The 21,267-nt window shown below is 74.0% G+C and carries 17 protein-coding genes and 1 riboswitch; of the genes, 2 read left to right on the forward strand and 15 right to left on the reverse strand.

Going from position 1 to position 21,267, the window contains the following annotated elements:
• Positions 1 to 246: 246 nt before the first annotated feature.
• From cobC to cobM, 6 genes are read right to left on the reverse strand one after another with little or no spacing between them, the layout of a single operon-like run.
• Positions 247 to 1,317, reverse strand: coding sequence for an Rv2231c family pyridoxal phosphate-dependent protein CobC (gene cobC, locus QIY60_RS22295; protein ID WP_283144033.1), 1,071 nt, complete (start codon positions 1,315 to 1,317; stop codon positions 247 to 249).
• Positions 1,289 to 2,200, reverse strand: coding sequence for a sirohydrochlorin chelatase (locus QIY60_RS22300; RefSeq protein WP_283144034.1), 912 nt, complete (start codon positions 2,198 to 2,200; stop codon positions 1,289 to 1,291). Before QIY60_RS22300 ends, cobC begins: the two co-directional genes overlap by 29 nt.
• Positions 2,197 to 2,793 (reverse strand): precorrin-8X methylmutase, encoded by a 597-nt coding sequence (locus QIY60_RS22305; RefSeq protein ID WP_283144035.1) that lies wholly within the window; start codon positions 2,791 to 2,793, stop codon positions 2,197 to 2,199. The genes QIY60_RS22300 and QIY60_RS22305 overlap by 4 nt, the downstream gene beginning before the upstream one ends.
• Positions 2,790 to 4,502 carry a precorrin-3B C(17)-methyltransferase gene (gene cobJ / locus QIY60_RS22310; protein ID WP_283144036.1) on the reverse strand — a complete coding sequence of 571 codons (1,713 nt, stop codon included), beginning with the start codon at positions 4,500 to 4,502 and terminating at the stop codon, positions 2,790 to 2,792. The genes QIY60_RS22305 and cobJ overlap by 4 nt, the downstream gene beginning before the upstream one ends.
• Positions 4,499 to 5,764 carry a precorrin-6y C5,15-methyltransferase (decarboxylating) subunit CbiE gene (gene cbiE / locus QIY60_RS22315; protein WP_283144037.1) on the reverse strand — a complete coding sequence of 422 codons (1,266 nt, stop codon included), beginning with the start codon at positions 5,762 to 5,764 and terminating at the stop codon, positions 4,499 to 4,501. The genes cobJ and cbiE overlap by 4 nt, the downstream gene beginning before the upstream one ends.
• Positions 5,761 to 6,588: a precorrin-4 C(11)-methyltransferase gene (cobM, locus tag QIY60_RS22320; RefSeq protein WP_283144038.1), complete on the reverse strand. Its 828-nt coding sequence runs from the start codon at positions 6,586 to 6,588 to the stop codon at positions 5,761 to 5,763. The genes cbiE and cobM overlap by 4 nt, the downstream gene beginning before the upstream one ends.
• Before the next feature lie 77 nt (positions 6,589 to 6,665).
• Between cobM and QIY60_RS22325 the strand changes: the two genes are divergently transcribed.
• On the forward strand, positions 6,666 to 7,385 hold the full coding sequence (locus QIY60_RS22325) for a ZIP family metal transporter (protein ID WP_283144039.1): 720 nt from the start codon (positions 6,666 to 6,668) through the stop codon (positions 7,383 to 7,385).
• Positions 7,386 to 7,414: 29 nt separating this feature from the next.
• On the opposite strand, the gene cobI is transcribed toward QIY60_RS22325, so the two are convergent.
• The 9 genes from cobI to QIY60_RS22370 all read right to left on the reverse strand — a co-directional run bounded on the left by cobI (position 7,415) and on the right by QIY60_RS22370 (position 20,383).
• Complete coding sequence (gene cobI / locus QIY60_RS22330) at positions 7,415 to 8,161, reverse strand: precorrin-2 C(20)-methyltransferase (protein WP_283144040.1); 747 nt, start codon at positions 8,159 to 8,161, stop codon at positions 7,415 to 7,417.
• Positions 8,158 to 9,816 carry a cobyrinate a,c-diamide synthase gene (locus QIY60_RS22335; RefSeq protein ID WP_283144041.1) on the reverse strand — a complete coding sequence of 553 codons (1,659 nt, stop codon included), beginning with the start codon at positions 9,814 to 9,816 and terminating at the stop codon, positions 8,158 to 8,160. The genes cobI and QIY60_RS22335 overlap by 4 nt, the downstream gene beginning before the upstream one ends.
• Complete coding sequence (gene cobO, locus QIY60_RS22340) at positions 9,810 to 10,409, reverse strand: cob(I)yrinic acid a,c-diamide adenosyltransferase (RefSeq protein WP_283144042.1); 600 nt, start codon at positions 10,407 to 10,409, stop codon at positions 9,810 to 9,812. The genes QIY60_RS22335 and cobO overlap by 7 nt, the downstream gene beginning before the upstream one ends.
• Positions 10,409 to 12,415 (reverse strand): putative cobaltochelatase, encoded by a 2,007-nt coding sequence (locus QIY60_RS22345; protein ID WP_283144043.1) that lies wholly within the window; start codon positions 12,413 to 12,415, stop codon positions 10,409 to 10,411. The genes cobO and QIY60_RS22345 overlap by 1 nt, the downstream gene beginning before the upstream one ends.
• A complete protein-coding gene (gene cobN, locus QIY60_RS22350; protein ID WP_283144044.1) occupies positions 12,412 to 16,065 on the reverse strand; it encodes a cobaltochelatase subunit CobN in 3,654 nt (1,217 codons plus the stop codon). Before cobN ends, QIY60_RS22345 begins: the two co-directional genes overlap by 4 nt.
• Complete coding sequence (locus QIY60_RS22355) at positions 16,062 to 17,570, reverse strand: cobyric acid synthase (protein ID WP_283144045.1); 1,509 nt, start codon at positions 17,568 to 17,570, stop codon at positions 16,062 to 16,064. The genes cobN and QIY60_RS22355 overlap by 4 nt, the downstream gene beginning before the upstream one ends.
• Positions 17,567 to 18,496 (reverse strand): cobalamin biosynthesis protein, encoded by a 930-nt coding sequence (locus QIY60_RS22360; RefSeq protein ID WP_283144046.1) that lies wholly within the window; start codon positions 18,494 to 18,496, stop codon positions 17,567 to 17,569. Before QIY60_RS22360 ends, QIY60_RS22355 begins: the two co-directional genes overlap by 4 nt.
• A 107-nt stretch (positions 18,497 to 18,603) precedes the next feature.
• Positions 18,604 to 18,745, reverse strand: a riboswitch (cobalamin riboswitch).
• Positions 18,746 to 18,855: 110 nt separating this feature from the next.
• Positions 18,856 to 19,080 carry a hypothetical protein gene (locus tag QIY60_RS22365; protein ID WP_283144047.1) on the reverse strand — a complete coding sequence of 75 codons (225 nt, stop codon included), beginning with the start codon at positions 19,078 to 19,080 and terminating at the stop codon, positions 18,856 to 18,858.
• A gap of 28 nt (positions 19,081 to 19,108) precedes the next feature.
• Positions 19,109 to 20,383 (reverse strand): inorganic phosphate transporter, encoded by a 1,275-nt coding sequence (locus QIY60_RS22370; protein WP_283144048.1) that lies wholly within the window; start codon positions 20,381 to 20,383, stop codon positions 19,109 to 19,111.
• Between the two features lie 210 nt (positions 20,384 to 20,593).
• Between QIY60_RS22370 and QIY60_RS22375 the strand changes: the two genes are divergently transcribed.
• Positions 20,594 to 21,253 carry a class II aldolase/adducin family protein gene (locus tag QIY60_RS22375; protein ID WP_283144049.1) on the forward strand — a complete coding sequence of 220 codons (660 nt, stop codon included), beginning with the start codon at positions 20,594 to 20,596 and terminating at the stop codon, positions 21,251 to 21,253.
• The last annotated feature ends 14 nt before the right edge of the window (positions 21,254 to 21,267 follow it).

Consider the following 21,267-nt stretch of genomic DNA (forward strand, 5'->3'; position numbering starts at 1 on the left):
GTCTGCGGGCCGGTGGGGGTTGCTCGCGCAGTTCCCCGCGCCCCTTGAATGCCGCTGCGCGGCAATCTCGGGGGCGCCCCGAAGGGGCGCTTTTAGGGGCGCGGGGAACTGCGCGACCAGCCACAGGCGGTCCGCAGACGAACGGGGGGTCCGGGGGCGCAGCCCCCCGGGAAGCCCACTCACCCCAGCCTCCCCCCACCCCCGGAGGGTTTAGGGAAGGGGCGGGGTGGGGGGGCTCAAGCCCGGTTAGCCCGACGTCAGCGTCAGCGCCTGGTCCAGCGCCTGGAGGAACCGATTCGTCGTCGAACGGTCCCGCACCGCAAGCCGCAACCACTCCGGGCCAAGCCCCGGAAACGTGTCGCCCCGACGAGCCAGGAACCCCAGCCCCCGCAACCGCGCCCGCACCGAATCCGCCCCCGCCATACGGACCAGCACGAACGGCCCCTCCGCCGCGGACACCACCCGTACCTCCTCGAACTCCCCCAGCCCCGCCACCAGATGCGCCCGGTCGGCGACGAGGCGGCGCGCCGCCTCCGCCGCCTCCGCGAGCGCCCGGGGCGACACGCACGCCTCCGCCGCCACCAGCGCGGGCGTGGAGACGGGCCACAGCGGCTGGGCCCGCGACAGGGCGGCCACCACGGACGGCTCCGCCAGCACGTAGCCGATCCGCAGCCCCGCGAGCCCCCACGTCTTGGTGAGGCTGCGCAGGACCACCAGGCCCGGCACGTCCGTACGCCCCGCGAGCCCCTCCCGCTCACCCGGCACCGCGTCCATGAACGCCTCGTCCACGACCAGCGTCCGCCCGGGCCGGGCCAGCGCGGCCAGCACCCCACGGGGGTGCAGCACCGACGTGGGGTTCGTGGGGTTGCCCACCACCACCAGGTCCGCGTCCTCGGGGACCGCTGCCGGATCGAGCCGGAACCCGTCCTCCGGGCGCAGCAGCACCCGCCGGACCGAGCGCCCCGCGTCCCGCAGCGCCGCCTCCGGCTCGGTGAACTGCGGATGCACCACCACCGGGTGCCGGAACGAAAGCGCCCGCGCCAGCAGCACGAACGCCTCCGCCGCCCCCGCCGTGAGCAGCACCCGCTCCACCGGCAGCCCGTGCCGCCCCGCGACCGCCGCCCGCGCCGCCCGCCCGTCGGGGTAGGCGGCGAGCCCGGTCAGGGACGCGGCGATCCGCTCCCGCAGCCACTCCGGGGGAGTGCCCGCCCGTACGTTGACCGCCAGATCGGTCAGGCCTTCGCCGCCGTCACGGACCTCGGCGTCCCCGTGGTGGCGCAGATCGTGCTCAGTGATGTGCGTGCGCATGGCTGCCATGGTGGTGATGATGGTCGCCGTCGTCGTCCGGGTGGAAGTGCGGCTGCTGGGGCAGTCCCACCTTGTCCTCGAATCCGGGCAGCGCGATCCGGTAGACGCAGGAGTCGCAGTTCATCCGCAGATCCCCCTTCACCGCCTCCTCGTACCGCTCCATGACCAGCGCGTGCAGCTCCTCGGCCGCGCCGATGACCTCGGCCGGACGCACGTCGAGGCCGGGGTGCGCCGCCGCCCACTCCTCGGTCTGCTGCCGCACCCGGTCCGGCAGGATGCCGGTGAACAGGAAGTACGGCAGGACCACGATCCGCCGGGCGCCCAGCTTCTCGCAGCGGTCCAGGCCCGCCGGCACGTCCGGCGCCGCCAGTGAGACGAACGCCGTCTCCACGCCCGCGTAACCGCGCCCCTCCCAGAACAGCCGGGCCGCCTTGTACACCTCGGAGTTGGCGTCCGGGTCGGTCGAGCCCCGGCCGACCAGGAGGACCGTCACCTGCGAGCGGTCGAGGTCGCCGATGACCTCGTCGACCCGGCGCTCCAGGACCGCGAGCAGCGACGGGTGCGGGCCGAGCGGACGCCCGTACGTGTAGGAGATGCCGGGGTGGCGCTCCTTCTCGCGGGTCAGCGCGGCCGGGATGTCTCCCTTGGCGTGCCCGGCCGACACCAGCATCAGGGGCACGGCGGCGAACCGCTTGACGCCCTGCTCCACCAGCGACGTCACGGCCTCGCCCAGCGGCGGCGGCGACAGCTCGATGAAGCCGCCCGCGACCGGCAGTTCGGGGTTGCGGCGGCCGAGCTCTTCCACGAACGCGCGGAACGCCTCGGCCCCGGCGTCGTCCCGGGTGCCGTGCCCGGCGATCAGCAGTGCGGGCTTGGTCTGGGGGGTGGTCACTGGTTCTCCTTGGCGAGGGGGTGGTACAGAAGGGCGTTGAGCGCGGCGGAGGCCACCGCCGAGCCGCCCTTCTCGGAAACGTTGCTGACGGCGGGCAGGCCGCTCTCGCGCAGCGCCTGCTTGGACTCGACGGCTCCGACGAAGCCGACCGGAAGGCCGATCACCAGCGCGGGCGCGGCGTCGAGGGTGAGGAGCTCTTCGAGCGCGGTGGGCGCGTTGCCGATCACCCACAGGGCGCCGGGCCCCACCTCCTCGTACGCGAGCCGGATGGCGTGCGCCGAACGCGTCAGGCCCGGGCCGGACTCGGCGTCCCGCAGGCGGCAGACGGTCTCGCGCCGGGTGATCCCGGCCGCGACCATCTCCACATCGGTGACGACCGGCGCCCCCGCGTGCAGCGCCGCGTGCGCCTTCACCAGCGACTCCTCGTCGCAGACGAGGTCCGTGGCGTAGCCGAGGTCGGCGGCGGAGTGGACGACCCGCTCCACCACGGCCCTGGTGAGCGGCGCGAAGTGCGAGGTGTCGAGGCGGGCGCGCATCCGCCGGTACGACTCCACCTCGATCGGGTGGACCGTACGCTCCCAGGGCCTGCTCACTCGGCCTCCCCGGCGCTCGCGGTCTGCCAGCGGTAGCCGCGCGGGGTCACCATGCGGCCGGCGATCTCCCGGGTGGCCGTGTTGCCCACGGTCACGACCGTCATCATGTCCACGGTCGCCGGGTCCAGCGCGCCGAGCGCGGTCAGCCGGCTGCTCTCGTCCGGGCGCGAGGCGTTGCGCACCACGCCGACCGGGGTGTGCGGGGCGCGGTGCTCGGCGAGGATGCCGAGCGCCTTGGGCAGCTGCCAGTCGCGGCCCCGGCTGCGCGGGTTGTAGAAGGTGACCACGATGTCCGCCTCGGCGGCCGCGCGCACCCGGCGCTCGATCACCTCCCACGGCGTGTGCAGGTCCGAGAGCGAGATGGAGACGTGGTCGTGCCCCAGCGGCGCGCCCAGGATCGCGGCGGCGGCCAGCGCGGCCGTCACGCCCGGGACGCCGACCACCTCGATGTCGTCGGCGGCCTCGGCGAGCGCGGGCGACGCCATCGCGTACACCCCCGCGTCGCCCGAGCCGATCAGCGCGACCGCGTGCCCCTCGCGCGCCCGGGCGACGGCGGTACGGGCCCGCTCCTCCTCGGCGCCGAGCCCCGACTCCAGGACCGTGGTGCCGGGCCGCAGCAGATCGCGGATCTGGTCCACGTACTGGTCGAGCCCGACGAGCACCGAGGCCCGGCGCAGCTCGTCCTTGGCGCGCGGGGTGAGCAGGTCCCGGGCGCCGGGCCCGAGCCCGACGACCGCGAGCCGCCCGCGCGGGGCGCGCCGCACCACGGCACAGGTGGCCATCGCGGCCCTGCCCTCGGGGCTCGACTTCCGCTTCGGCACGAGGAGTTCACCACCGCCCACGAGCGCGGCGGCCTCCGCGACGGAGGGCGTCCCGACGGCGTCCAGAGGCGCGTCGGAAGGGTTCGGCACCTCGATACGGGAGAGCTCCTCCGCGCTGTACGTGGTGAGCGGCACCCCGAGCCGGGAGGCGGCCCCGACGATCCCCGGCTCGTCGGACTTCGCGTCCACGGTGGCCAGTTCGGCCACGCTCAGCGCGCTGAGCCCCGCGTCCGCGAGCGTGTCCGCTATGAGCCCGAGCACCTCGTCGACGGGCGCGCCCTTGGAGGCGCCGACCCCGACGACGAGCGACTTGGGGCGCAACACGGCCTCATCGGGGCCGAGTTCCAGCAGGCGGTCGGTGAGGTGCAGGACGGCTGGGCCCTCGGCGGCCGGGTCCACGTTCGGCGGCAGCGCCGGCAGCGGCCACACCCCGTCCGCCCGCAGCACCACCGGCGAGCCGTCCAGGACCGCCCGGGACACCGCCGCCACCGCGCCCTCCACCGGCAGGCCGAGCGTGTCCAGGCCCGGGACGCCCACCGCGTCCGTCGCCGTGGTCACCACCGGCGTACAGCCGAGGACTTCGGCCACCTCGGCGGCCAGCGCGTTGGCGCCGCCCCCGTGGCCGCCGAGCAGCGAGACGGCGAAGCGCCCGCCCTCGTCCACGCAGACCACACCCGGGTCGGACGCCTTGTCCGCGAGCAGCGGGGCGAGCAGCCGGACCGTCGCGCCCGTGGCCAGGAAGCACACCAGCTGGTCGCACTCCGCGAAGGCCCGCTCCACGGCCTCCCGCACGGGTCCTTCGTACACCCGGACCCGGCCGGGCCAGGCCGTGGCCAGCCGGTCGCGGGCTACGGCGCCCGCCGCCGTGGCGGAGATCAGGCCGATCACTGAACAGCTCCTTCGACAACCGATACAGGTGCGGGGCGGTCGCCCCACAGCAGGAAGACGGGGTTGGTGGCGGCGAGCCGGGTCACGTCCCCGGGCAGCGGCGCGAGCCGCGACGACTGCAGCAGCACGCCGTCGGTCTCCAGACCGGCCCCGGCCAGCGCCGCCCGCACCGCCGGAACGCGGTCCAGCGCCGCCAGTGCCACCACGACCGAGCGCCGGGCCCGCCGGGCGCACGCGGTCACGATCGCGGGCAGCTCGCGGCCGCCCCCGCCGATGAACACCGCGTCCGGATCGGCGAGGTCCGACAGGACCGTGGGCGCCGCGCCGTGCACCACCCGCACGTCCACGCCGTGCGCCGCCGCGTTGGCCCGGACGTGCTCGCAGCCCTCGGCGGTCTTCTCGACCGCGACCGCCGCCGCCCCGAACCGGGCGCACTCCACGGCCACCGAGCCCGACCCGGCCCCTATGTCCCAGACCAGATCGCCCAGGCGCGGCCCGATCCGGGCCAGCGCCAGCGCCCGCACCTCGGCCTTGGTGATCATCGAGTCGCGGTGGGCGAACGCGGACTCGTCAAGGGCCCAGCGGTCGGGCGTGGCCCGGCCGCCCGCGACCGTGCGCACCGGCGAGAGCGCCTTCTCCTCGTCCAGGCAGACGATCACGCTGACCGCGTCCCACTCCCGGGCCGCGGCCTCGGCCGGGCTCACCCGCACCAGCCGCTCCCGCTCCGGGTCGCCCAGCGCCGACGCCACCACCAGGACCCGCTCGGGCGCCCGCCGGGCGAGCTCGGCGCCCAGCTCGGCGGGCCCGGCACCGGGTCCGGTCAGCACGGCGGTCTTGGGGTGCGCCCGGCACACGTTGGCGGCCGTCCGCAGGTCACGGCCGTGCGCGCTGACCACCAGCGCGTCGTCCCAGGGCAGCCCGAGGCGGGCGAAGGCGACCGCCACCGACGCGGTCCCCGGCCGTATGTCCAGCTCCTGCGGCCCGAACCGCTCGGCCAGCGCCCGCACGATCCCGAAGAACCCGGGGTCCCCGGAGGCCAGCACCACGGCCCGGCCGCCGCGCTCGTGGTGCTCGGCGATGGCGTCGAGGGCGGGCGCCAGCGGGCCGAGCACCAGCTGCTTGGCCCGCGGCGGGAGTTCGGCCGCCGCTTCGGCCGCCGCGAGGTGGCGGGCGGCGCCGGTGACCAGCGTGGCCTCGGCCAGCGCCGCCAGGGCGTCCGGTGCCAGCGGCGCCCCCGTCCCCGTACCGATGACGGTGATCATGACGGGGTGCGCTCCGCCTTCTCGGCCTTCAGCGCGCGGCGGGCCGCCGGGTCCGCCCGGCGGAAGCCGTGGAAGTGCCCCGGGTGGTAGAGGTGCGAGCGGGTGCCGGAGGCCGACAGGGCCGGGCCGACCAGGAAGAGCGTGTGCTTCCAGAGCTTGTGCTCCTTCACCGTCTCCTCCAGCGTCGCGATCGTGCAGCGCAGCACCAGCTCCTCGGGCCAGGTCGCCTGGTACGCGATGACGACCGGCGTCGAGGTCGGGTAGCCGCCCTCAAGGAGCTCCTCCACCAGCTGACCCGAGCGGGCGGCGGACAGGAAGATCGCCATCGTGGTGCCGTGCCGGGCGAACTCGCGGACCTCCTCGCCGGGCGGCATCGGCGTCTTGCCGCCGCCGAGGCGGGTGAGGATGACGGACTGGGCTATCTCCGGGATGGTCAGCTCGCGCTGGGCGATCGCGGCGACCGCCGAGAACGACGAGACGCCCGGGATGACCTCGACCTCCAGGCCGAGCCCCGCCACCCGGTCGAGCTGCTCCTGGGTGCCGCCCCACAGCGCCGGGTCGCCGGAGTGGATACGGGCGACCTTCAGCCCCTCCCGGGCGGCCCGCTCGTACACCCCCACGACGTCCTCCAGGGACATCGCCGCCGAGTCCAGGATCTCGGCGCCTTCGCGCGCGTGGTCCAGGACCTCGGCCTGCACCAGGCTCGCGGCCCAGATGACCACGTCGGCCTCGGCGATCGCCCGGGCGGCGCGGAACGTCAGCAGATCGGCGGCGCCGGGGCCGGCGCCGACGACGGTCAGCCTGCCGGTGGGGGCATCGGCCATGGGAGGGGTCCTCTCGTACGTCACACAGTCGGTAAAGCGAAATGCGCGGGGGTGGGTCAGTCGGTTAGCAAGGGCGCATGGCGGTGATCGTGGCGCTCGGCGCGTTCCTGATGACACTGGTCGGCGGCTGGACGGCCCAGCGCGTCACCGACCGGCGCCATCTCGTGCTGGGGCTTGCGGGCGGGCTGATGCTCGGCGTGGTCGGGCTCGACCTGCTGCCCGAGGCGGTGGAGGCGGCGGGCGACGAGGTCTTCGGCGTACCGGCCGCGCTGCTGCTGTTCGTCGGCGGCTTCCTCCTCGCCCACTTGGTGGAACGCCTGCTCGCCGTGCGTCGGGCGGCCCATGGGGGAGATAAGAGAGTGCCGCAGGTGGGTCTGACGGCGGCCGCGGCGATGGTCGGCCACAGCCTGATGGACGGCATCGCGATCGGCGCCGCCTTCCAGGTGGGCGGCGGCATGGGCGCGGCCGTGGCGGTCGCCGTGATCACGCACGACTTCGCCGACGGCTTCAACACCTACACGATCACCAGCCTGTACGGGAACGAGAAGCGCAAGGCCGTCGCCATGCTGATCGCGGACGCGCTCGCCCCGATGGTCGGCGCCGCCTCGACGCTGCTGTTCACTCTTCCGGCCGAGCTGCTCGGAAGCTATCTGGGCTTCTTCGGCGGGGTGCTGCTGTATCTGGCCGCCGCCGAGATCCTGCCGGAGGCCCACCACGACCACCCGGCGCTGTCCACGCTGCTGTTCACGGTCGGCGGGGTGGCCTTCATCTGGCTGGTGGTGGGCCTGGCGGGGTGAGCCCGCCGCGTACGGAGCCTGGGGCGCTGTCACAGCTTGCCGCCGCGCCCGCCCTCGCGCCGCGCGGGCGCGATGAGCGTCGAGAGGTACGGCAGCGCGCCGCCGTCGAGCTCGGCGGCCGGGCGGATGAACTCCTCGTCCAGGCCCAGCGCCGAGCCCCACACCGCGTCGTCGATCCGCCCGGTCGCCCGCAGCGCCGCCGCCACCTCACCGGCCTGGCGCCCGAACTTGTACGCCACCACCGTGCCCGGGCCCTCCAGCGCGTCCTTGAGCACGGTCGCCCCGGCGGTGACGGGGACGAGGGTGAGCGGCTCGGTCCCCTCCGTCAGCACGGCGCCCGAACGCGCGGCGAGGTCCTGCATCGCGGTGATCCCCGGCACGGTCACGATCTCCGTCCCCGGCACCAGCTCGGTGATGGTCTGGGCGAGGTACGTGAACGTCGAATACACATTGGGGTCGCCGATGGTCGCGAAGGCCACCGAGCCGTGCGCGCGCAGCAGCTCGGCGACCGCCTCGCCCGCCGCGTCCCAGGCGGCCTCGCGCCGCCCCCGGTCGGACCGCTCGTTGAGCGCGAAGACGACCCGGACGACCTTCTCCCGGTCCACGTAGTGCAGCACGGTCGCCTCGGCGCGGCCGGGCTCGCCGCCGTCCTTGCCGTCGGCGGCGGCCATCACGGGCACGACGACGACGTCGGCCTCCTGGAGGGCCCGTACGCCCTTGACGGTCACCAGCTCCGGGTCACCCGGGCCGACTCCGACTCCGACCAGCTTGCTCATGGCGTGCACCTCTCGACGAACCGACGGGCGATGGCGGGCCGGGCGGCCCAGTGCGTGTGCAGATAGCTCGCGTGCACGCCCTGCTGTACGAAACCTTCGACCCGGCGCTCCGGGTGCACCAGACCCCACGCGGGCGCGGGCCCCGCCCCCGGGTCGAGGACGGTCCGGTGGAACTCGTGCCCGCGCAGCCTCGTGCCGGCGGGCGCGAGGCAGCTGTCCCCGACGGCGACGGCCTCCCGGTACCCGAGCGTGAGCCGCTCCGACATCCGGGCGTCGGCGTCCAGGACGCCGCACATCGGCTGTCCGTCGAGCGACCGCGCGAGGTAGAGCAGCCCGGCGCACTCGGCGGCGACGGGCGCGCCGCCGCGCGCCAGCGCGCTGACGGCTTTCCGCAGCGGCTCATTGGCACTGAGCTCCGCCGCGTACACCTCGGGGAACCCGCCGCCGATCACCAACCCGGCGGTGCGGTCGGGCAGCCGCTCGTCCCTCAGTGGGTCGAACACCACGACGTCCGCCCCGGCGGCGGCGAGCAGCTCGGCGTGCTCGGCATACGAGAAGGTGAAGGCGGGGCCTCCGGCGATAGCGACGACGGGCTTCGCCGGCGCGGGGCCACATTCGTCTGCGGCCCGGTGGTCCGTTGTGCCCACCCGTTCCGCCCCAGCGGAACGACTGCCCACAACGGACGCGGGACCGTACAGTCCGGGCGGACCAGATTCAGCCCCTCCGGCGTTTGAGGAGCGGGGTCCGGGGCGGAGCCCCGAAGCGGGGGTACCGGGGGCGGAGCCCCCGTGGCGGGGTGCAGGGGCCGCAGGCCCCGCGTGGGGTACCGGGGGCGTAGCCCCCGGGAGATCACCTTTACCCCCACCCACCCCCGGAGGCCACGCGGCGGAGCCGCAAATGTCACAGCGGGAAGGGGTGGGGTGGGGGAACAGGCCCGTCGGGTCCCACGGCTCGCCGCCAAGCGTCGGCGCCGACCGGGCCAGCGCCACCAGCGCAGCCAGGTCGCACCCCAACCGCACCTGCTCCGCCATCGCCGCGACAGCGGCCACCGCGTCGGCCCGCCGCTCCGCGACCGGCACGAGCCCGAGGTGCCGCGACGGCGTCGACACGGGCGCGGCGCGCCGCAGTACGCCGAGCACCGGCACCCCCGACTCGTCCAGCGCGTCCCGCAGCAGCACCTCGTGCCGCTCCGACGCCACCTTGTTGAGGATCACGCCGCCGATCCGCACCCCGGGATCCCAGGACGCGAACCCGTGCACCAGCGCCGCCACCGACCGCGACTGCGAGGACGCGTCGACGACCAGCACCACCGGCGCCCGCAGCAGCTTCGCCACCTGCGCGGTGGAGGCCAGCTCGCCGAGCCCCGCCGCCCCGTCGTACAGCCCCATCACGCCCTCGACCACCGCGACGTCGCACCCCCGCGCACCGTGCGCGAACAGCGGAGCGATCAGCTCCGCGCCGCACAGATACGCGTCGAGGTTGCGCCCGGGACGCCCCGTGGCCAGGGCGTGGTAGCCGGGGTCGATGTAGTCGGGGCCGACCTTGTGCGGGGACACGGTGAGCCCGGTCGCGGCGAGCGCGGCCATCAGGCCCGTCGCGACCGTGGTCTTCCCGCTGCCCGACGAGGGGGCCGCGATGACGAGACGTGCTACCACTCGATGCCCCGCTGCCCCTTCTGACCGGCGTCCATCGGGTGCTTGACCTTGGACATGTCGGTCACCAGATCCGCGAAGTCCACCAGCTTCCCGGGTGCGTTGCGCCCCGTGATCACCACGTGCTGGGTGCCCGGGCGGTCCCGCAGCACCGCGATGACCTCGTCCGTGTCCACCCATCCCCAGTGCATGGGGTACGCGAACTCGTCGAGCACGTACAGCTTGTACGTCTCGGCCGCCAGGTCCCGCTTGACCTGCTCCCAGCCCTCACGGGCCTTGTCCTCGTTGTCCAGCTGCTCGTCCCGCTGGACCCAGGACCACCCCTCGCCCATCTTGTGCCAGTCGACGCTGCCGCCCTCGCCGGAGGAGCCCAGCACCTTCAGCGCGTTCTCCTCGCCGACCTTCCACTTCGCCGACTTGACGAACTGGAACACCCCGATCGGCCAGCCCTGGTTCCAGGCCCGCAGCGCGAGCCCGAACGCGGCCGTCGACTTGCCCTTGCCGATGCCCGTGTGCACCACGACCAGCGGCCGGTTACGCCTCTGACGCGTCGTCAGCCCGTCCTCGGGCACCACGCTCGGCTGTCCCTGCGGCATCAGGCGGCCCTCCTCGAAGTCCCTTGAACGTCCTTGACCAGACCGGCGATCGAGTCCGCCCGCAGCTCGTCGAGCGTCACCGCCGGACCGCCCAGCTCCCGCGCCAGCTCGGCCGCGAGCCCGAGGCGCACCGCGCCCGCCTCGCAGTCCACGACCACCGACGCGACCCCTTCGGCGGCGAGCAGCCGGGCCGACCGGCCCGCGAGCGCCACCGGGTCCACGCCGCCGGTGGCCCGCCCGTCCGTCACCACCACGACCAGCGGCCGCCGCGACGGATCCCGCAGCCTCTCCACGCGCAGCACGTCGTGCGCCTTGAGCAGCCCGGCCGCGAGCGGGGTGCGCCCGCCCGTCGGCAGCGTCTCCAGACGGGCCGCCGCCGCGTCCACCGACGACGTCGGCGGCAGGGCCACCTCCGCGTCCTTGCCCCGGAAGGTGATCAGCCCGACCTTGTCCCGCCGCTGATAGGCGTCGAGCAGCAGTGAGAGCACCGCGCCTTTGACCGCGCCCATCCGCTGCCGGGCCGCCATCGAGCCGGAGGCGTCGACGACGAAGAGCACCAGATTGCCCTCGCGGCCCTCCCTGGTCGCCTGGCGCAGATCGTCACGCCGGACGACCAGGCCGCGCCCCGAACGCCCGCGCGCCCGCTGGTGCGGGGCCGCCGCCTGGATGGTCGCCGCCAAGTGCAGCTTGGTGAGGGCGCCCTGGGGGCGGCGGGCCCCGGTCGTGCGCCCGTGCGCCGTGCGGGCCCGCGAGCGGCGCCCGGCCGCGCCCTCGCCGAGCCCGGGCACGCTCAGCATCTTCGTACGGAACGGCTCTCCCGCCCGTACGGCCTGCTGCTCGCCGGCGCCGGACGGCTGCGGCTCGCCGCCCTCGCCCGCCTCGGGGCGCGCGGGGGTGTCCCCGGCGCCCGCGTCCGGCGTCGGGCCGCCGTCCTGCGGGGGCTGCCCGCCCCCGCCGCCCGGCCCGTCCGGATCCGGGTCGTCGTCCTCGCCCTGGTCCCCGAACTCCTGGAGGGTGTCGTCGAGCTTGTCCTCGTCCAGGCCCGGGGCGTCGAACGGGTTGCGCCGGCGCCGGTGCGGCAGCGCGAGGAGCGCCGCCTGCCGCACGTCCTCGGCGAGCACGTCCGTACGCCCCGCCCAGGCGGCCAGCGCCGTGGCGGTGCGCGCCATCACGATGTCGGCCCGCATGCCGTCGACCTCGAAGGCCGCGCAGGTCGCGGCGATCTGCCGGAGTGCGGCGTCGCCGAGGCGCACCTCGGGCAGCAGTGCCCGCGCCGCGACGATCCGGGCCCGTACGGAGCTCTCCTCGTCGTCCCAGCGCGCGGCGAACGCGGCGGGCTGGTCGTCGTAGGCGAGCCTGCGGCGGACCACCTCGACCCGCTGGTCCGGCTCCCGGGAGGCCGAGACCTCCACGGTGAGCCCGAACCGGTCCAGCAACTGCGGCCGCAGCTCGCCCTCTTCGGGGTTCATGGTCCCCACCAGCAGGAAGCGCGCGGCGTGCCGTACGGAAACGCCTTCGCGCTCCACGTACGAGGCGCCCATGGCGGCGGCGTCGAGCAGCAGGTCGACCAGGTGGTCGTGGAGGAGGTTGACCTCGTCCACGTACAGGATCCCGCGGTGGGCGTGGGCCAGCAGGCCGGGCTCGAAGGCCTTCACGCCCTCGGCGAGCGCCCGCTCGATGTCGAGCGCGCCGACGAGGCGGTCCTCGGACGCGCCGACCGGCAGCTCCACCATCCGCGCGGCCCGAGCCGCCCCGGTCCCGGCCTCGTGCGGCCCGTCGGGGCACGCCGGATCCGGGGCCACGGGGTCGCAGGAGAACCGGCAGCCCGTTATGACGTCGACCTCGGGCAGCAGCGCGGAGAGCGCCCGCACGGCGGTCGACTTGGCGGTGCCCTTCTCGCCCCGGACGAGGACGCCGCCGACCGCCGGTGACACCGCGTTCAGCAGCAGCGCGAGACGCAGGTCGTCCTGACCGACGATCGCGGTGAACGGATAAGGCGTGCTCATGCGTCGTCACCTTCCAGGTCGCCCTCGAGCTGCAGATAGGTCGCGCGGAGCTGCTCCAGCGTCTCCGCGTCCGGTTCGGCCCACAGGCCGCGGTCGGCCGCTTCCAGCAGCCGTTCCGTGATGCCGCGCAGCGCCCAGGGGTTGGACTTCTTCATGAAGTCCCGGTTCGTCTCGTCGAACACGTACTCCGCCGACAACTTCTCGTACATCCAGTCGTCGACCACGCCCGCCGTCGCGTCGTACCCGAACAGGTAGTCCACGGTCGCGGCCATCTCGAACGCGCCCTTGTAGCCGTGGCGCCGCATCGCCGCCATCCAGCGCGGGTTGACCACGCGCGCGCGGAAGACGCGGTGGGTCTCCTCGCCCAGGGTGCGGGTCTTGATCTGGTCCGGGGTGGCCGAGTCGCCCACGTACGCCTCGGGCGACTCGCCCGTCAGATGGCGGACCATGGCGACCATGCCGCCGTGGTACTGGAAGTAGTCGTCGGCGTCGACCAGGTCGTGCTCGCGGGTGTCGACGTTCTTCGCCGCCACCGCGATCCGCCGGAACGCCGTCTCCATGTCGCCCCGCGCCGCGCGCCCGTCGAGCCCGCGCCCGTACGCATAGCCGCCCCACACCGCGTACACCTCGGCCAGGTCCGCGTCCGAGCGCCAGTTGCGGGCGTCGATCAGGGGGAGCAGGCCCGCCCCGTACGCCCCCGGCTTGGAGCCGAAGATACGGGCCGTGGCGCGGCGGCGGTCGCCGTGTTCGGCGGTGTCCTCGTCGGCGTGCGCCCGTACGTAGTTGGACTCGGCCGGTTCGTCCAGCTCCGCCACCGTCCGCACCGCGTCGTCGATCAGGCCGACCACGTGCGGGAACGCGTCCCGGAAGAAGCCGGAGATGCGGACCGTCACATCGATGCGGGGACGGCCCAGCTCCGCGACCGGGACCACCTCGAAGCCGGTGACGCGCCGGGACGCCTCGTCCCACACCGGGCGGCAGCCGAGCAGCGCCAGGATCTCCGCGATGTCGTCGCCCTGGGTGCGCATCGCGGAGGTGCCCCAGACCGTGAGGCCCACGGACTTCGGGTACGCGCCGTTGTCTGCGAGGTAGCGCTGCACCAGCGAGTCCGCCAGCGCCTGGCCGACCTCCCAGCTCAGCCTGGACGGGATGGCCTTGGGGTCCACCGAGTAGAAGTTGCGGCCGGTCGGCAGGACGTTGACCAGGCCCCGGGTGGGGGAGCCGGACGGGCCCGCCGGGACGTAACCGCCGTCCAGCGCCCGCAGGATATGGGTGATCTCGTCCGTCGTACGCGCCAGGCGCGGCACCACTTCGCGGCAGGCGAAGTCGAGGACCGCGACGGCCGGGGCGAGTTCGGCGCCCAGGACCTCCGCCACCAGCGGGCCGCACGCGGCCGCGTCCCAGCCGCGCTCCTCCATGCCCTCCGCCAGGCGGCGGCACAGCTGCTCCAGGAGGTCGATCGCGTCGGCCGCCGTACGGGCAGGGCCCTCGACCAGGTCCGTGAGCTCCACCGGCACCTTCACCGGCGTGCCCGGCTCGGCCAGGAGCTCCTTCTCCACCAGGCCGAAGTGCTCGGCCAGCGACGCGCGCAGGCCCGGCAGCGCGTTCGCCTGGCCGCCCCACACCTGGGAGGCGCGCAGCACCGCGAGCACCAGGTTGACCCGGGGCTCGGCCTCGGGGCCGCCGCCGAGGATGTGCAGGCCGTCGCGGATCTGGACGTCCTTGATCTCGCAGAGGTAGCCGTCGATGTGCATGACGAACTCGTCGAAGTCGCCGTCGTCCGGCTGCTCGTCGACGTGCAGGTCGTGGTGGAGCTCGGCGGCCTTCACCAGCGTCCAGATCTGCGCCCGCACGGCCGGGGCCTTCGTCGGGTCGAGGTCGCTCACCAGCGCGTACTCGTCGAGGAGCTGCTCCAGTTTGGCCAGGTCGCCGTAGGTGTCGGCGCGGGCCATCGGCGGGACCAGGTGGTCCACGACCGTGGCGTGGCCGCGCCGCTTGGCCTGGGTGCCCTCGCCCGGGTCGTTGACGATGAACGGGTAGACCAGCGGCAGATCGCCCAGGACCGCGTCCGGGCCGCAGCCGGAGGACAGGCCCAGGCCCTTGCCGGGCAGCCACTCCATGGTGCCGTGCTTGCCCATGTGGACGATCGCGTCGGCGCCGAAGCTGTTCTCCAGCCAGCGGTACGCCGCCATGTAGTGGTGCGACGGCGGCATGTCCGGGTCGTGGTAGATCGCGATGGGGTTCTCGCCGAAGCCGCGCGGCGGCTGGATCATCACGACGACGTTGCCGAACTGGAGGGAGGCGAGCACGATCTCGTCCCCGTCCACGTACAACTGGCCCGGGGGCTCGCCCCAGTGCTCCAGCATGCCGTCGCGCAGCTCCGGCTCCAGCTTCTCGAACCAGGCGCGGTAGTCCGCGAGCGGCACGCGCGCGGGGGCGGCCGCCAGCTGCTCCTCGGTGAGCCACTCCACGTCGTGGCCGCCCGCGTTGATCAGGCGGTGGATCAGCTCGTCGCCGTTGTCCGGGTGGCCCTCCACCACGTAGCCGGCGTCGCGCAGCGCGTCCAGGACGCGCACGGCGGAGGCGGGCGTGTCCAGGCCCACCGCGTTGCCGACGCGGGAGTGCTTGGTCGGGTACGCGGTGAAGACCAGGGCCAGCTTCTTCTCCGCGTTCGGCTTGTGCTTGAGGCGGGCGTGGCGCACCGCGATCCCGGCGACCCGGGAGGCCCGCTCGGGGTCGGCGACGTAGACCGGCACGTCGTCCGGGCCCTGCTCCTTGAAGGAGAACGGGACGGTGATCAGCCGGCCGTCGAACTCGGGGATGGCGACCTGCATCGCCGCGTCCATGGGGGAGAGCGCGGCGTCCGACGCCTCCCAGGCCGCCTTGGACGAGGTGAGGCAGAGCCCCTGGAGCACGGGGACGTTGAGGTCGGCCAGGGCGCCGATGTCCCACGCCTCCTCGTCGCCGCCCGCGCTGGCCTGCGACGCGGTGGTGCCGCCCGCCGCCAGGACGGTCGCGATGAGCGCGTCCGCCCGGCCCAGCGTCTCGTAGAGCGCGGGCTCGGCGCCGCGCAGCGAACCCACGTACACGGCAAGGGCGTTGGCGCCCTGGGCCTCGATGCGGTCGCAGAGGACGTCGACGAAGGAGGTGTTGCCGGAGAGCTCGTGGGCGCGGTAGAAGAGCACGCCGACGGTGGGGCGGCCCTCCACGTACGCGCGCGTGCCGTGCACGCCCCACTCGGGCATCTTCTCCGGCTCGGCGAAGCCCACGCCGGTCAGGAGCACGGTGTCGGAGAGGAACCGGGACAGCTCCACGAGGTTGCCGGGGCCGCCCTCGACCAGATAGCGCAGGGCCTCGGCGACCACACCGGCCGGGACCGACGACTCGGCCATCAGCTCCGCGTCCGGCACGGACTCGCCGCCGAGCAGCACCGTCGGGATGCCCGACGCCTTCAGCGCGGCCAGCCCGTCCTCCCAGGCGCGCTTGCCGCCGAGGAGGCGCACGACGGCCACGGACGCGCCCTCGATCAGCGCGGGCAGCTCCTCTGCCACGTCGATACGGGTCGGGTTGCCGATCCGGAAGGGCGCCCCGGAGGCCCGGGCCGCCAGCAGATCCGTGTCGGCGGTCGACAACAACAGCACAGTGCTCATGCGGGTGCTCCAGGTGCGATGAAGGGAAGTCCTGCGGGCGCGCCCTGCTCGATGAGCCGCATGAGCGCGTCCGTGTCCGCGTGTTCTTCGATGAGGTCGCCGAGGCGGTCCAGCTGCTCTTCGCGCAGCGCGCCGAACGACGTGTCCGGGGCGGGCACGAAACGCCGTCCGGCGGCGCTCGCGACCGTCTCCAGGAACCGTCGCCTGAATCCGTCGCTCTCAAGTGACCCGTGCCAGTGCGTGCCCCAGACCGCACCGACCCGGCATCCGTCCAAGAAGGCTTCCCCGCCCAGCACTTCGGCGACGCCGTGGTGGATCTCGTATCCCTCCACGGGCTCGCCCAGCGCCTCGCCGGTCGGCCGTGCAAGTGTCTTCTCGGGCGCGAACCGCACCCGTACGGGCAGCAGTCCGAGCCCCGCCACGGAGCCCGCCCGTGACTCGACCTCGTCCTCGATGTGCTCTGAAAGCACCTGGAACCCGCCGCAGATCCCCAGCACCGGACGCCCCTCGGCCGCCCTGCGCGCCAGCTCCCGCGCCAGCCCCCGTTCCCTCAGCCATTCCAACGCCCGGACCGTGCCCCGGGTTCCCGGCACGACGACCAGATCCGCGTCGGCCAGCTCCTCGGGCCGGTCCACGAACCGTACGATCACGCCCGGTTCGGCGGCGAGGGCGTCCACGTCCGTGAAGTTGGACATCAGCGGGACGGCGCAGACCGCGACCCGCAGCACGTCCTCGCCCACCGGCGGCGCCACCACGGACTCGCGCACGGCGCCGCGCAGGGAGACCCGCAGGCCGTCCTCCTCGTCGATGCCGAGGCCGTGCGCGAACGGCAGGATCCCGTACGTGTGGCGCCCGGTGAGCCCGCGCAGCATGTCGATGCCCGGTTCGAGGAGCGAGACGTCGCCCCGGAACTTGTTGACGATGTACCCGGCGACCAGCGCCTGGTCCTCGGGGCTCAGCAGCGCCGTCGTACCGAAGAACGAGGCGAACACCCCGCCCCGGTCGATGTCGCCGACCACCACCACCGGAAGCTTCGCGGCGCGCGCGATGCCCATGTTGACGATGTCGGTACGCCGCAGGTTGATCTCGGCCGGACTGCCCGCCCCCTCGCAGATCACGGCGTCATATGTGCCCCGCAGCCGCTCCAGACAGTCCACGACGGTGCCGAGAAGGGCCTCCTGGCGCCCGCCGTGGTAGCCGCTGGCGCTCAGTTCGCCCACCGGCCTGCCCATCAGTACGACCTGGCTCGACCGGTCGCTCCCCGGCTTGAGCAGCACGGGGTTCATCAGCGCGGACGGCTCGACGCGCGCCGCCTGCGCCTGCATCGCCTGCGCCCGCCCGATCTCGGCGCCCTCGCGCGTGACGAACGAGTTGAGGGACATGTTCTGCCCCTTGAACGGCGCGACCTTCACGCCCTGGCGCACCAGCCACCGGCAGATCCCGGCGGTGACGACGCTCTTCCCGGCATCCGACGTGGTGCCCGCGACCAGCAGTCCGCCGCTCATGTACGTACCTTCCTCACCGCGATCGCCGCGCCCAGCGCCAGCCAGCCCACCCGGCGCGACAGCCGCACCGCCCGCTCGATGTCCGGGACCTCCACCGCCCGGCCGCCCCCGTTCAGGACGGGCCGGTGCTCGACGCGGCCGCCGTACGAGAGGGTGCCGCCGAGCCGTACGCCCAGCGCGCCCGCGAACGACGCCTCCACCGGACCCGCGTTGGGGCTCGGGTGCTTGCGGGCGTCGTCGCGCCACGCGCGCGTGGCGGCGCGCGGATCGCCTCCGGCGGCCACCGCGAGTGCGGCGGTGAGCCGGGCGCCCGGCCAGCCCGCCACGTCGTCCAGGCGCGCCGAGGCCCACCCGTACCGCAGATGGCGCGGCGAGCGGTGGCCGACCATCGCGTCCAGCGTGTTGACCGCACGGAACGCGACCAGTCCCGGCACTCCCGCGAGCGCCCCCCACACCAGCGCGCCGACCACGGCGTCGGAGGTGTTCTCGGCGACGGACTCGACGACCGCGCGCGCGATGCCGGGCGCGTCCAGGGACTGCGGGTCGCGCCCGCACAGGTGCGGCAGGCGCGCGCGGGCCGCCTCGACGTCCCCGGCAGCGAGGGCGGCGCCGATCGCCCGGGCCTCCCGGCCCAGCGAAGTGCCGCCCACGACGGCCCAGGTGGCGGCCGCGGTCAGGGCGACGGACGCGGCGGGACGCTCGCGTACCGCGCGCGTGGCGAGCAGTGCGGCGCCCGCGGCGCCTCCGGCGCACACGGCGGTGTGCAGCGCGCCCCAGCCCCGGTGGTCGCGCCACAGCGCGCGCTCCACGGCGGCCGCGGCACGGCCGAACGCGGCGACCGGGTGCCCGCGGCGGGGGTCGCCGAGGAGGAGGTCGCCGAGGAGACCGGCGGTGGCGCCGTACGCGAAAGTGCGATCGGCACGCATGGGATCAGCCCGCCGCAACGCCGTGAAGGGCTCTGGTACTTCCGGGGGGTGCCGGCAACAGGCAGGCGCGCATGGCGGTATGTCCTCACTCAGGGTGTCCGCGCCCTGGTACGACGTCGACCGGCGGTGAGAGTTCCTGGCTCACGGGGATGATTCCCCGATGACAGTGGCGGGACCGCGCCGGATTCGCACCGGCTTCCTCTTCTGCCGCCGTAATGGCTCGGGCAGTCCACCACGCCCGGGAACGCCCGTCAACTCGCTGCTGACCTGCGACGGGAGAGTGTGCCCAGGCACACAGAGAACCGCCCTCCGGCGGGGCCGGAGGGCGGTTCTGGGGTGGGTGCGGTACTGCTCGCGCGCTACTTGCCGACGATCAGATTGATGCCGTACGCGACGGCCGCCGCGCAGAGCGCGAAGCAGAGGTAGGCGGTGGTGCGGGCCACGACGACGTTGCCCTTGCCGGCCGCGGCCGACTGCTGCTTGCTGAGGCCGACGATCCCGACGGTGAACAGGCCCACCAGGCCGACGGTGACGATGAGGCTGACACCGAAGACGGTGCCGAGAGCTGCCCAGTCGATGTGCATGACGATTCCTTCGGTGTGCGCGGCCGGGTCAGACGGTGGCCGGGCGGGCCGGGTCGGCGGGGGCCACCGGGGCCGGCGCCGGGATGGTGGCCGTCAGATCGGCGGCCACGGCGGCGACGGTGGGCGGCGGGGTGACGGCGGCGATCGCGGTGGTCACGACGCCCGCGGGCTCGGCCGGGGACTCGGCCGGGGCGGCGGTGGCGGTGACGTCGTTGTGGTCGACCGGCTCGCGGCGCGACAGCTTCCAGATGAAGCCGGAGCCCGCGATCAGCAGGATCGCCACGAGGACGACGCCCCAGGTGCCCTGGCCGGTCAGGAACTCGGCGCCGGCGCCGACCAGACCCGCGGCGGGCAGGGTCAGGCCCCAGGCGATGAACATGCGGGTCGCGGTGGACCAGCGGACCACACCGCCCTTGCGGCCGAGGCCGGCGCCCATGACGGAGCCGGAGCAGACCTGGGTGGTGGAGAGCGAGAAGCCGAGGTGCGAGGAGGCCAGGATGACGGTCGCGGCACCGGACTGGGCGGCGAAGCCCTGCGGCGGCGCCAGCTCGGTCAGGCCCTTGCCCATGGTGCGGATGATGCGCCAGCCGCCGAGGTAGGTGCCCATGGCGATGGCCATGCCGGCCGAGACGATGACCCACATCGGAGGGTTGGCGCCCGGGTGCAGCACACCGCCGGTGACCAGGGCGAGCGTGATGATGCCCATGGTCTTCTGCGCGTCGTTGGTGCCGTGGGCGAGCGAGACGAGACCGGCGGAGGCGATCTGCCCGGCCCGGTAGCCCTTGGCGGTGGCCTTCTCGGCAGCCGGGTCGACGTTTCGGTTGATCCGGTACGTCAGACGCGTGGCCAGCATCGAGGCGACGCCCGCGACGATCGGGGCGGCGACGGCGGGGAGCAGCACCTTGGTGACGACGGTCGAGCCGTTCACCGAGGACCAGCCGGCCGACATCACGGCCGCGCCGATCAGACCGCCGAACAGCGCGTGGGACGAGCTGGACGGCAGGCCGAGCAGCCAGGTCACCAGGTTCCAGAGGATGGCGCCGACGAGCGCCGCGAAGATGACCTCTGTTCTGATGCCCTTTTCGTTGATGATCCCGCCGGAGATCGTCTTGGCGACCTCCACCGACAGGAACGCGCCGACCAGGTTGAGCGCGGCGGACATGGCGACCGCGGCTTTGGGCTTCAGGGCGCCGGTCGAGATGGTCGTGGCCATCGCGTTGGCGGTGTCATGGAAACCGTTCGTGAAATCGAACACTAGAGCTGTCACGACCACAATGGCGAGCAGCAGCGTGATGTGTTCCATTTACCCAGGCAATCGTTCGACGTCAGTGGCTGGACGAACGTAAGTAACCTGGATGAACGGAAGGTGAACTGGGTCGGGCGTCACGGTGTATCTGACCGGTTTCTGGTGCGGTCAGGCCCTGACGAACCCCTATATACCGGCCATAGAGCCCATTGAAGAGATTCTGCTCACTCCGCCGCCCTCGGCGCGGAGCCTGCGAGGATCACTTTCATGGGAGAGCCGAACGACTCAGCGGCGATCGCCGCGGCCTGGGCCGAGCTGACCGCCACCGCGCGCCGCACCGCCGAGGAAGGCCTGGTCGTGGGCACCTCGGGCAACGTCTCCGTACGCGTCGGGGACCTGGTCCTCGTCACCCCCACCGGGGTCCCCTACGACCGCCTAGGCCCCGCCGACACCGTCGCCGTCGACCTCACCGGCCACCAGGTGACCGGCACGCTGCGCCCCACCAGCGAGCTGCCCATGCACCTGGCCGTATACCGGGACACCGACGCCCGGGCCGTCGTCCACACCCACGCCGTGCACGCCACGGCCGTCTCCACCCTGGTCACCGAGCTCCCGCCGGTCCACTACATGACCGCCGCGCTCGGCGGTCCGGTCCAGGTCGCGCCGTACGCGCTGTACGGGACCGAGGAACTGGCGCGGAACATGCTGCGCGCCCTCGAAGGCCGCACCGGCTGCCTCCTCCAGAACCACGGGACGATCACCTACGGAACCACCCTTTCCCAGGCATACGACCGCACCGCCCAGCTGGAGTGGATGTGCCGCCTCTGGCTCGCCGCCTCCTCCGTCCCCGGCCGCACCCCCTCCCTGCTCTCCGCCGCCGACCTCGACCGGGCCGCCGAACAGTTCCGGGGGTACGGCCAGCGCTGACGCCCCCGCACCCG

It is taken from the genome of Streptomyces sp. BPTC-684 (assembly GCF_030028635.1).
Lineage (GTDB): Bacteria > Actinomycetota > Actinomycetes > Streptomycetales > Streptomycetaceae > Streptomyces > Streptomyces noboritoensis.